The 11,319-nt window shown below is 71.7% G+C and carries 14 protein-coding genes; 1 reads left to right on the forward strand and 13 read right to left on the reverse strand.

Annotated elements, in window-relative coordinates; genetic code table 11:
- Positions 1-72: 72 nt before the first annotated feature.
- From lgt to hisI, 11 genes are all read right to left on the reverse strand, one after another.
- Positions 73-1,071 (reverse strand): prolipoprotein diacylglyceryl transferase, encoded by a 999-nt coding sequence (gene lgt / locus J8M51_RS15810; RefSeq protein WP_267299229.1) that lies wholly within the window; start codon positions 1,069-1,071, stop codon positions 73-75.
- Positions 1,072-1,189: 118 nt separating this feature from the next.
- Positions 1,190-1,963 carry a DsbA family protein gene (locus J8M51_RS15815; protein WP_086762482.1) on the reverse strand — a complete coding sequence of 258 codons (774 nt, stop codon included), beginning with the start codon at positions 1,961-1,963 and terminating at the stop codon, positions 1,190-1,192.
- A gap of 164 nt (positions 1,964-2,127) precedes the next feature.
- Positions 2,128-2,946 (reverse strand): tryptophan synthase subunit alpha, encoded by an 819-nt coding sequence (gene trpA, locus J8M51_RS15820; RefSeq protein WP_086762480.1) that lies wholly within the window; start codon positions 2,944-2,946, stop codon positions 2,128-2,130.
- The gene (gene trpB / locus J8M51_RS15825) at positions 2,943-4,232 is read right to left on the reverse strand and encodes a tryptophan synthase subunit beta (RefSeq protein ID WP_086762478.1); all 1,290 of its coding nucleotides are present in this window, start codon (positions 4,230-4,232) and stop codon (positions 2,943-2,945) included. Before trpB ends, trpA begins: the two co-directional genes overlap by 4 nt.
- A gap of 122 nt (positions 4,233-4,354) precedes the next feature.
- A complete protein-coding gene (gene trpM / locus J8M51_RS46120) occupies positions 4,355-4,615 on the reverse strand; it encodes a tryptophan biosynthesis modulator TrpM (RefSeq protein WP_398856145.1) in 261 nt (86 codons plus the stop codon).
- Positions 4,616-4,622: 7 nt separating this feature from the next.
- Positions 4,623-5,432, reverse strand: a complete 810-nt coding sequence (trpC, locus tag J8M51_RS15830; RefSeq protein ID WP_216589391.1) for an indole-3-glycerol phosphate synthase TrpC — start codon at positions 5,430-5,432, stop codon at positions 4,623-4,625.
- Between the two features lie 188 nt (positions 5,433-5,620).
- A complete protein-coding gene (locus J8M51_RS15835) occupies positions 5,621-6,073 on the reverse strand; it encodes a DUF2752 domain-containing protein (RefSeq protein WP_086754945.1) in 453 nt (150 codons plus the stop codon).
- A gap of 84 nt (positions 6,074-6,157) precedes the next feature.
- A complete protein-coding gene (locus tag J8M51_RS15840) occupies positions 6,158-6,427 on the reverse strand; it encodes an HGxxPAAW family protein (protein ID WP_086754950.1) in 270 nt (89 codons plus the stop codon).
- Between the two features lie 168 nt (positions 6,428-6,595).
- On the reverse strand, positions 6,596-7,240 hold the full coding sequence (locus J8M51_RS15845) for a TIGR02234 family membrane protein (protein ID WP_086754944.1): 645 nt from the start codon (positions 7,238-7,240) through the stop codon (positions 6,596-6,598).
- Positions 7,241-7,265: 25 nt separating this feature from the next.
- Entirely contained in the window at positions 7,266-8,771 is a 1,506-nt protein-coding gene (locus tag J8M51_RS15850) for an anthranilate synthase component I (protein ID WP_086754943.1), read from the reverse strand.
- A gap of 11 nt (positions 8,772-8,782) precedes the next feature.
- Positions 8,783-9,238: a phosphoribosyl-AMP cyclohydrolase gene (hisI, locus tag J8M51_RS15855; protein WP_236067707.1), complete on the reverse strand. Its 456-nt coding sequence runs from the start codon at positions 9,236-9,238 to the stop codon at positions 8,783-8,785.
- A gap of 155 nt (positions 9,239-9,393) precedes the next feature.
- On the opposite strand from hisI, the gene J8M51_RS15860 reads away from it, so the two are divergent.
- Entirely contained in the window at positions 9,394-10,029 is a 636-nt protein-coding gene (locus tag J8M51_RS15860; protein WP_086754942.1) for a TIGR03085 family metal-binding protein, read from the forward strand.
- Positions 10,030-10,128: 99 nt separating this feature from the next.
- Here the strand turns inward: J8M51_RS15860 and hisF are convergent, their stop codons facing one another.
- A complete protein-coding gene (hisF, locus tag J8M51_RS15865; protein WP_086754941.1) occupies positions 10,129-10,884 on the reverse strand; it encodes an imidazole glycerol phosphate synthase subunit HisF in 756 nt (251 codons plus the stop codon).
- A gap of 35 nt (positions 10,885-10,919) precedes the next feature.
- A complete protein-coding gene (locus tag J8M51_RS15870) occupies positions 10,920-11,312 on the reverse strand; it encodes a RidA family protein (protein WP_086754940.1) in 393 nt (130 codons plus the stop codon).
- Positions 11,313-11,319 lie beyond the last annotated feature (7 nt).

The following is an 11,319-nucleotide window of genomic DNA, read 5'->3' on the forward strand; positions in this document are numbered from 1 at the left end:
CCCCCGAACCAAAAACCCACCCGCCCCGAAGGGGCAGGTGGGTGGGCACCACATCAACCGGAACAGCGACGCTCAGCTCTTCTCCGCGGACTCGGGCTCCTTCTTCCCGCCCTCCGCGCCGGAGGCCTCCGCATCCTTCTTCTCGTCCTCTTCGTCGCCCTTCGCCTTGCCGGACGACTCCCCCGACACCGACTCCGACTTCGACTCCGCACCATCTTCCAGCGCGGCAGCGCCCTCGTCCCCTCCACCGTCGGAGACCCCCGGCTCGACGATCTCCTCCCGCCCCGGCCGCTTCCGCGCCGACAGGACGATGTAGACGACGGCGAGGACGAAGACGAAGATCGCGGTCCAGTTGTTGAGGCGCAGCCCGAGAATGTGGTGGGCCTCGTCGACCCGCATGTACTCGATCCAGAACCGCCCCGCGCAGTACGCGGCGACATACAGCGCGAACGCCCGCCCGTGCCCGAGCTTGAACCGGCGGTCCGCCCAGATGACGAGGAGCGCGACACCGATGCACCACAGCGACTCGTAGAGGAAGGTCGGGTGGTACGTCCCCGGCAGCCGTCCGTCCGTGGAGGACGTGATCTCCACGGCCCACGGCAGATCCGTCGGCTTGCCGTACAGCTCCTGGTTGAACCAGTTGCCCCAGCGCCCGATCGCCTGGGCGAGCGCGATACCGGGGGCGACGGCGTCGGCGTACGCGGGCAGCGGGATCCCCCGCCGCCGGCACCCGATCCACGCGCCCACCGCGCCGAGCGCGATCGCGCCCCAGATGCCGAGCCCGCCCTCCCAGACCTTGAAGGCGTCGACCCAGTCACGGCCCTCGCTGAAGTACAGCTCGTAGTCCGTGATCACGTGGTAGAGCCGTCCGCCGATCAGACCGAACGGCACGGCCCAGACGGCGATGTCGGCGACCGTACCGGCCTGTCCGCCCCGAGCGACCCAGCGTTTGTTGCCGAGCCAGACGGCTACGAAGACACCGATGATGATGCAGAAGGCGTAGCCGCGCAGCGGGACGGGACCGAGGTACAGCACCCCGCGCGACGGGCTGGGAATGTAGGCAAGTTCCATGGCAGGGTCGACGCTACCCTGCCGGGCCCGGCCGACGGCGGGCGCCCCGGCAACGGGTCCATAACGCCGTACCACGCCCGCCTTGACACCCCACGGCCCCCACGGGACACCCGGAATCTCACCCCGCGGCCCTGGCCTCCACCATCTGCTTCAGCTTGGCGGGGGTCATGGACTGGTCCGCGTAGATGTTGGTGCCGTTGAGGAAGACGCTGGGCGTGCCGGAGAAGCCGCCCTTCTGGAAGGCCTCGTTCGACTTCGCGACCCAGCTGTTGTGCGTGCCGTCCTCGACGCAGCCGCGGAATTCCGCGGTGTCCAGGCCGTCCACCTTCTTCGCCAGGTCGAGGAGCTTGGCCTCGTCGGCGAAGGCGTCGTCCGTCTCGGGCGGCTGGTTCTGGTACAGCACGTCGTGGTACGCCGGGAACTTGCCCTCGTTCTGCGCGCACGCGGCGGCGTTCGCGGCCTTGCGGGAGCCGCTGCCACCCATGTTCCCGTCGATCAGGGTGGCGAGGTGGTACTCGACCTTCAGCTTTCCGGCCTCGGTCAGCTCGTGGATCGTCGAGCGGTAGGCGTCCTCGAAGGATTTGCAGGCCGGGCAGCGGAAGTCCTCCCACACCGAGAGGGTCGACCTGGCGCCGGCGTCCCCGACGGGGATCGCGAGGCTGTCCTCGCCGTTGGCCCCCGAGGGCGCGACGACCGGGCCCGCGCTGTCGGCGTCGTCCTTGCCCGCGTTCGCCGCCACGACGCCGATCACTGCGGCCAGTCCCAGCACGCCCACCACCGAGGCGCCCACGATCAGGGCCCGACGACGCTTCTCGGCGGTCTTCTGCTTCTCGCGCTCCTCCGCCAGCCGTTCCCGGGCGGTGCGCTTTCCCTCACGGTTCTTCTCGCTCACATCCCGCAGAACGAACCGGGGAGGCGCTCAGCGCCTCCCCGATCCCACTTCCACCCGTTCGAGTGAGCGTATTGCCCGTTACGTCCAGGCCTCCCGTACGAATAACGGGTGAACGTCACGAGCCCCCTCGGCGCGCCGGATCACACATCCGCCGGCCGACCGGCTCACGCGCCCCGGCGTACGCCCTTGGCCAGGTCGCCCGCCAGTTCCCGTACGGCGTCCAGTCCTGCGGCCTCGTCCGGCGCGTCCAGCATTCGCTTCACGAACGCGGACCCGACGATCACCCCGTCGGCGAACCCGGCGACCTCGGCGGCCTGCTCGGCGTTGGAGACCCCGAGCCCGACGCAGACCGGCAGGCCGGAACCGGTGGCCCGGGTCCGCTCCACCAGGTCCTGGGCCTGTGCGCCCACCGACGCCCGGGTGCCGGTGACCCCCATCAGCGAGGCGGCGTAGACGAAGCCGCTGCCCGCCGCGGTGATCTCGGCGAGGCGGGCGTCCCTGCTGCTGGGCGCGACCACGAAGACCGTGCCGAGGCCGTGCTTCCCGGCGTGCTCCCTCCACAGCGCCGACTCCTGGACGGGCAGGTCGGGCAGGATGCAGCCCGCGCCGCCCGCCTCGGCCAGCTCGGCCGTGAAGCGCTCGACGCCGTAGCGGTCGATGGGGTTCCAGTACGTCATGACGAGGACGGGCTTCCCGGTGGCCTCGAAGGCCTCCCGGACCGTCCGCATCACATCGGCGATCTTGACGCCGCCCCGCAGGGCGATGTCGTCGGCGGTCTGGATGACGGGTCCGTCGAGGACCGGGTCGCTGTGCGGCAGTCCGACCTCGACGACGTCGGCGCCGCCCTCGAAGACGGCCTTGATCGCGGCGATGCCGCCGTCGACGGTCGGGAACCCGGCCGGCAGATAGGCGATCAGCGCGGACCGTCCCTCCGCCCTGGCGGCGGCGAGGGTGTCGCTCAACAGCTGGATGTTGCCGCTCACTTGGCGTCCCCCTCGATCTCCGCGAGATCGGCCGCGTCGGCGGCCACCTCGGCGTCGGCACCGCTGTCGTACAGACCGAAGTAGCGCGCGGCCGTGTCCATGTCCTTGTCGCCGCGCCCGGACAGGTTGACGACGATCAGCCCGTCCTTGCCCAGCTCCCGGCCGACCTCCAGGGCCCCGGCGAGCGCGTGGGCGCTCTCGATCGCCGGGATGATGCCCTCGGTGCGCGACAGCAGCCGCAGCGCCTGCATGGCCGCGTCGTCGGTGACCGCGCGGTACTCGCCGCGCCCGCTGTCCTTGAGGTAGGAGTGCTCGGGGCCGATGCCCGGGTAGTCCAGACCCGCCGAGATCGAGTAGGGCTCGGTGATCTGGCCCTCCTCGTCCTGGAGGACGTACGAGCGCGAGCCGTGCAGGATGCCCGGCTCACCGGCGGTCAGTGTCGCCGCGTGCTCACCGGTCTCGATGCCGTGCCCGGCCGGTTCGCAGCCGATGAGGCGTACGCCGGCGTCCGGGATGAAGGCGTGGAAGAGCCCGATGGCGTTGGAGCCGCCGCCCACGCAGGCGACGGCGGCGTCGGGGAGGCGCCCGGCGCGTTCGAGGATCTGCCGCCGTGCCTCGACGCCGATCACCCGGTGGAAGTCGCGGACCATGGCGGGGAAGGGGTGCGGCCCGGCCACGGTGCCGAACAGGTAGTGGGTGCGGTCGACGTTGGCGACCCAGTCACGGAACGCCTCGTTGATGGCGTCCTTGAGGGTCCGGGAGCCGGACTTCACGGCGACGACCTCGGCGCCCAGCATGCGCATACGGGCGACGTTGAGGGCCTGCCGCTGGGTGTCGATCTCGCCCATGTAGATGGTGCAGTCGAGGCCGAAGAGCGCGCAGGCCGTGGCCGTGGCGACGCCGTGCTGGCCCGCTCCGGTCTCGGCGATGACCCGGGTCTTGCCCATGCGCTTGGTGAGCAGGGCCTGCCCGAGCACGTTGTTGATCTTGTGCGATCCGGTGTGGTTGAGGTCCTCGCGCTTGAGGAACACCCGCGCCCCGCCGGCGTGTTCGGCGAACCGCGGCACCTCGGTGAGCGAGCTGGGCCGCCCCGTGTAGTGCACGAGCAGATCGTCGAGCTCACGCGCGAACTCGGGGTCGTGCTTCGCCTTGTCGTACTCCACGGCGACCTCGTCCACGGCGGCGACCAGCGCCTCCGGGATGAACTTGCCGCCGAACGCGCCGAAATACCCCTCGGCGCTGGGAACCTGACCCTCGGGGTCGGGAATGAAGAACTCACTGGACATGCGCATACCTCGCAGGGGCATGGATGGCCCCGTCGTCGGTCGGACTATGGCTCACGGCGGTCACACACGCACGCGCTGCCCGAGGGCCCGCCGACCGCCGTCCCGAGGAAGAGGGACGCGGCTCAGCCGCCCGCAGGGTATCGGCGCGTACGTGACCGGGGCCATCGCATGCCGTTCACCTGACCCGGCTCGTCACCGATGACATAACGGACCCGGCGCCCGTGGACCCGGCGGGCGGGCGCCCGGCAGCCACGGGGACGGCACCCGCGCGCGAGGCGGGCGTAGGGGTCCCTGGGAGTCATGGTGATCGAGAACATCGAGGCACAGCCTACCGCTCCGGTGTCACCCGGGTGGGCGACACCGGGTGCGGCGGGGTCCGTCATGGCCGGGTCAGTTCCGGCCGTGCCGCAGCGCCGGGTGCTCGCCCGCGGCGACCAGGTCGGCGACGGCCGTCCTGGGGTCCTTGCCGGTGACGAGGGACTCGCCCACGAGGACCGCGTCGGCGCCGGCGTTGGCGTAGGCGATGAGGTCGTGCGGGCCCCGGACGCCGGACTCGGCGATCTTGACGATGGAGTCGGGGATCTCGGGGGCGACCCGCTCGAACGTGGTGCGGTCGACCTCCAGGGTCTTGAGGTTCCGGGCGTTGACGCCGATCACCCGGGCGCCGGCGTCAACGGCCCGCTCGACCTCGTCCTCGTCGTGGACCTCGACGAGCGGGGTGAGCCCGATGGACTCGGCGCGCTCGATCAGCGACTCCAGCGCCGGCTGGTCGAGGGCCGCGACGATCAGCAGGGCCACGTCGGCGCCGTAGGCCCGCGCCTCCCACAGCTGGTAGGAGGTGACGATGAAGTCCTTGCGCAGGACGGGGATGTCCACACGCGCGCGAACGGCCTCCAGGTCGGCGAGCGAACCGCCGAAGCGGCGCTGTTCGGTGAGGACGGAGATGATCGCCGCACCGCCCGCCTCGTAGTCGGCCGCGAGTCCGGCCGGGTCGGCGATCGCGGCGAGCGCGCCCTTGGAGGGGCTGGACCGCTTCACCTCGCAGATCACCTTGACGCCGTCGCCGCGCAGCGCGGCCGCGCCGTCCTTGGCCGCCGGAGCCTTCGCCGCGCGCTCCTTGAGCTCGTCGAGGCTGACGCGCGCCTGCCGCTCCGCGAGGTCGGCACGGACTCCGTCGATGATCTCGTCGAGCACACTCACGCGAGCGGTCCCCTTTCAGACGGTGAAACGGTGGAAACGGCAAAAATCAGTGACAACGTTTGACGGTCATGTATTGACAGCCGAGCGTTCCCAGGGTTCAGGCAGTTCACTGTGATGGTATCCGCAGGAGGGCGTAGGCCTCGCATCCGGTTGACGGCGGTCCCACTACCTGGACGTTCGCCATTTGATCAAGGATGGAGCCAGCCACCGAACGGCGAGTTCCGGACAACCGTGAAGACCAGCGCCAACGCGCCCAGTGACCACATCTGCACCGGCCCGAGCCGCAGCCGCAGCGGTCGCCCGCGCGCCACATGGACCACCCAGACGGTCCACAGCACCGCGAAGCCCAAAAAGCCCGCGACGGCCAGCGCGTTGTCGGTGAGCGCGGTCGCGAGGTCGCCGTGCGCGAAGGCGTGCGCGCTGCGCAGACCGCCGCAGCCTGGACAGTAGAGACCGGTGAAACGCCACAGCGGGCAGACCGGGTAGTGGCCGGGTTCGTTGGGGTCCACGGCCGCGACATACGCGAAGGCCCCGCCCACGGCCGTGAGCACCGCGGCGGGCAGCCAGAGCCCGGCGCGCGCCGGGCGCGGCGTCGGGTGTACGGGCGCGGTCGGCTGGGTCTCGGCGTTCACACACCGCATTCTGCCCCGCGCGGGCCGTACACGCGCACGAGGGACGGCCGGGCGGTGTGCCCGGTCGTCCCTCGTGCGGAAGTCCGGCTGGAGTCAGCTCTTGGCGCCGGCCGGCTCGGGGGTCGCGGTCCGGGCGCGGACCGTCGCCGTCTCGTACACGGCGTGCGCGTCCTTCGGCTGGCCCAGGCCCATGGACCTCATGACCATGCCGACGACGCCGCCGAGGACGACGATGACCATGCCGGCCCAGAATCCCAGCGGCTGGGCCATCACCATGTAGGCGCCCGAGACGCAGAAACCGATGAAGGCGATGGTGACGCCGGTCCAGGCGGCCGGGGTGTGACCGTGGCTGCTGCCCGCCATGACTTGCTCCTCGTTGTTCATTGCGCGGTGCTCGATGCGTGTCGCTCGATGCCTGTGCTGAGTCGGACGCTCGCCGTCCATTGTCCCGTACGGATGCGGGTGCCATGAGCGGGGGTGTCCACTCTCACGTTCGGCGGCACCTTCCCGGCTCCGTACGGCCGGTACGGCCTAGGCGGTGTCCGGGCCCGTCGGGTCCTCGCCCCGGTCCAGGGCCTTCCACATGTCCTCGGGCCGGTCCGGGTCGACCGGTTTCGCCTTGCGCGGCCGGGGGGTGCCGTCGCGTTCGTAGCGGCCGGACATCGCGGGCCACAGCCGTCCGTAGCGCAGCGCGAGCAGCCCGGCGAGCAGGATGAGCGCGCCGCCCACGGCCGCGACGTACGGCCAGCCGGTGTGGCTGAGCGTCTCGACGGTCGCGGCGTTGTCGCCGGAGGCCTCGGCCGCCTTCTCGTCGAGCGCCGAGCCGTCGTACGCGCCGAGCAGCGCGGCGGCGACCGTGCCCGCGCCGGAGAGGGCGAGCAGGGCGGCGACCAGGACGCGCCCGGACCGGCGTACGGCGAAGACGGCGACGAGCGCGGCGAGGCCCACCACGGCGAGCGCCGCGGGCACACCGGTGACGTCGCTGCCCTGGGCGGTCAGCGGGAAGTCGCCGCCGGCCAGCGAGATGGTGCCCTCCGACCAGCGCTGGCGGCTGGCGAGCAGCGCGACGGCCGCGCCGAGGGCACCGCTGAGCAGCGCCACGGCGAGGCTGCGCCGGCCGGCGCGGAGGGCCACGGGTTCGGAACGGGGGTGCGGTACTGCGGTCACGTACTCCACTATCGCCTGCCGCCCGGGTGGATCGTCACCCGGGGTTCACGTGAGAAGCGTCCTGTCGTGCGAGCCGGTTGGCCGTGTGCACCGCGCGGAGGACCGCCGCCGCCTTGTTGCGGCACTCGGTGTCCTCGGCGACGGGGTCGGAGTCGGCGACGATGCCGGCGCCGGCCTGGACGTAGGCCGTGCCGTCCCGAAGGAGGGCCGTGCGGATGGCGATGGCCGTGTCGGAGTCGCCGGCGAAGTCGAGATAGCCGACGCAGCCGCCGTACAGACCCCGGCGGGACGGCTCCAGCTCGTCGATGATCTGCATCGCGCGGGGCTTCGGGGCGCCGGAGAGGGTGCCTGCGGGGAAGCAGGCGGTCAGCACGTCGAAGGCGGTGCGGCCCGCCGCGACCCGGCCGGTGACGGTGGACACGATGTGCATGACGTGCGAGTACCGCTCGACGGACATGAAGTCGACGACCTCCACCGAGCCCGGCTCGCAGACCCGGCCCAGGTCGTTGCGGCCCAGGTCGACGAGCATCAGGTGCTCGGCGCGCTCCTTGGGGTCGGCGAGCAGTTCCTCGGCGAGGGCCTGGTCCTCCTGCGGGGTGGCGCCCCGGTGCCGGGTGCCGGCGATGGGGTGGACCATGGCCTGGCCGTCCTCGACCTTGACCAGGGCCTCGGGGGAGGAGCCGACGACGTCGAAGCCGTCGAAGCGGAACAGGTACATGTACGGCGACGGGTTGGTGGCCCGCAGGACGCGGTAGACGTCCAACGCGCTTGCCGTGCACGGGGTTTCGAAGCGCTGGGAGGGGACGACCTGGAAGGCCTCGCCGGCCCGGATGCGCTCCTTGATGTCCTCGACGGCCTCCTGGAAGTCGGGGCCACCCCACAGCGCGGTGTACTCGGGCAGCTCCGAGGGCGGGAGGACCGCCGGAGGCTGGGCGACGGGCCGGGCGAGGTCGGCCTGCATCGCGTCGAGGCGGGCGACGGCGTCGGCCCAGGCCTCGTCGACGCCGGTGTCGAGGTCGTTGTGGTTGATGGCGTTGGCGATGAGGAGGACCGAGCCCTCCCAGTGGTCCATGACCGCCAGATCGCTGGTCAGCAGCATGGTCAGCTCGGGCAGCCCGAGGTCGTCCCGCTCGCCGGGGCCGATCTTCTCCAGGCGGCGCACGATGTCGTAGCCGAGGTACCCGACCATGCCGCCGGTGAAGGGGGGCATGCCCTCCTGGTGGGGGGTGTGGAGGGTCTCGATGGTGGCGCGCAGGGCGGCGAGGGGGTCGCCGTCCACGGGGACGCCGACGGGCGCGGTGCCGAGCCAGTGGGCCTGTCCGTCCCGGGCGGTGAGGGTGGCGTGGCTGCGGACGCCCACGAAGGAGTAGCGGGACCACGAGCGGCCGTTCTCCGCGGACTCCAGCAGGAAGGTGCCGGGGCGCTCGGCGGCGAGCTTGCGGTAGAGCGCGACCGGGGTGTCGCCGTCGGCGAGGAGCTTGCGGCTGACGGGGATGACCCGGCGGTCGTCGGCCAGCTTGCGGAAGGTCTCGAGGTCCATGGCGGCTGACCTTACTGATCCCGTGACGGTACGCCGGAATCGGCGCCGCCCTCGGCGCCTTCCACGGCCTTGAGGACGTCCTCGTCGAAGCAGGTGCGGGCGCCGGTGTGGCAGGCGGCGCCGACCTGGTCGACCTTGACGAGGAGGGTGTCGGCGTCGCAGTCCAGGGCGACGGACTTCACCCACTGGAAGTGGCCGGAGGTGTCGCCCTTCACCCAGTACTCGCGGCGGCTGCGCGACCAGTAGGTGCAGCGGCCGGTGGTGAGCGTGCGGTGCAGGGCCTCGTCGTCCATCCAGCCGAGCATGAGCACCTCACCGGTGTCGTACTGCTGGGCGACGGCGGGCAGGAGCCCGTCGGCGCCGCGCTTGAGGCGGGCGGCGATCTCCGGGTCCAGCGCGCTGGAAGTGCCGGGGCCGGCGGGGGCTCCGGGACCGGGAGGGCTGCTGGGGGACGGCGTGCTGGTCATGCGTGCCATTGTGCCGCGCCGCGCGGACCGGCCTCGCCGGTTGTCCACAGGCCGGACCCGCTTGTCGTACGAACACCACCCCGGGCGCGGGGGTCCGTCCCGTCTCGACCGCACCCGCGCTGGGCGGAGCGTCGGCCCGGTCGTAGGCTGGCGGCATGTCGACCCATGCCAAGCGTGAACGGCTTCTCTTCGCCGACCTGTTGGAGACCGCGGGCCCCGAGGCCCCCACCCTCTGCGAGGGCTGGACGACCCGTGACCTCGCCGCGCACGTCGTGGTGCGCGAGCGCCGCCCCGACGCCGCCGGGGGCATCCTCATCAAGCAGCTCGCGTCGCGCCTGGACCGGGTGATGGCGGAGTTCGCCGCGAAGCCGTACGAGGAGCTGATCCAGCTCGTGCGCACCGGTCCGCCGCGTTTCTCGCCCTTCAACCTCAAGCAGATCGACGAGGCGTCGAACACGATCGAGTTCTACGTCCACACCGAGGACATCCGCCGCGCCGGGCCGGAGTGGACGCCGCGCGAGCTGGACCACGTCTTCCAGGACGCCCTGTGGTCCCGTCTGGAGCGCACCGCCCGCCTCATGGGCCGCGGCTCCCCCACCGGGATGGTGCTGCGCCGCCCGGACGGCCGGACCGCGGTCGCCCACCGCGGCGCCCCGGTCGTCACCGTCACCGGCGAGCCCTCCGAGCTGCTCCTCTTCCTGTACGGCCGCCAGCAGGTCGCCGACGTGGAGCTGGAGGGCGACAAGGAGGCGATCACCAAGCTGCACGAGACGAAGCAGCTGGGGATCTGAGCCGGGCCACCGCGCGCGTGCTGTGACGAGCCTTGGGCGGTAAGCCCCGGCCACCAGGTGACCGGGGCTTACGCCAGGATCCGAGGAGACGCCTCGGCGTCAGCGCACCGGGTGTCCCGCGCCCCGCAGCGCGTCCTTGACCTGACCGATGCGCAGGTCGCCGAAGTGGAACACGGAGGCCGCGAGGACGGCGTCGGCGCCCGCCTCGACGGCCGGGGCGAAGTCCCCCAGCCCGCCGGCGCCGCCGGAGGCGATGACGGGGACGGTGACGTGCTTGCGGACGGCGGTGATCATCTCCAGGTCGTAGCCGTCCTTGGTGCCGTCCGCGTCCATCGAGTTGAGCAGGATCTCGCCGGCGCCGAGGTCGGCGGCGCGGTGGGCCCACTCGACGGCGTCGATGCCGGTGCCCTTGCGGCCGCCGTGGGTGGTGACCTCGAAGGACCCGGACGCGGTGCGGCGCGCGTCCACCGACAGGACCAGCACCTGGCGGCCGAAGCGCTCGGCGATCTCGCGGATCAGCTCGGGGCGGGTGATCGCCGCGGTGTTGACGCCGACCTTGTCCGCGCCGGCCCGCAGCAGCTTGTCCACGTCCTCGGCCGTGCGGACGCCGCCGCCGACCGTGAGCGGGATGAAGACCTGCTCGGCGGTGCGGCGCACCACGTCGTAGGTCGTCTCGCGGTTGCCCGACGAGGCGGTGATGTCCAGGAACGTCAGCTCGTCTGCGCCCTCGGCGTCGTACACCTTGGCCATCTCGACGGGGTCGCCCGCGTCGCGCAGGTTCTGGAAGTTGACGCCCTTGACGACCCGGCCGTTGTCCACGTCCAGGCAGGGGATGACTCGGACCGCCAGGGTCATGAATCCACGGCTCCTTAACCTAGGCCCGGGAAGGCCTAGCCTCTGAATGCTTCGATCTCTACTTCGACCAGGATGCGAGGGTCGACGAAACCCTCCACGACCAGCAGGGTCGCGGCCGGACGCACCGGGTCGAAGATCTCCTTGTGGGCCCGCCCCACGGCTTCCACGTCCCGCATGTGCGTCAGATACATCCGCGTACGGATCACGGACCCGGCACCGAGCCCGAACTCTCCGAGCGCCTCGACCGCGGTGGTGAAGGCCACCTTGGCCTGTTCGTACGGGTCGCCCTCCCCGTACAGCACATCGCCCTTGAAGGCCGTCGTGCCCGCCACCAGGACGCGGTCGCCCGCCGCGACGGCGCGCGCGAAACCGAAGGACTCCTCCCAGGGACTCCCGCTCTGCACCCGCCGTACGGCATCGGACGTCATGACACTG

This window comes from Streptomyces griseiscabiei (assembly GCF_020010925.1).
GTDB classification, from domain to species: Bacteria; Actinomycetota; Actinomycetes; order Streptomycetales; family Streptomycetaceae; genus Streptomyces; species Streptomyces griseiscabiei.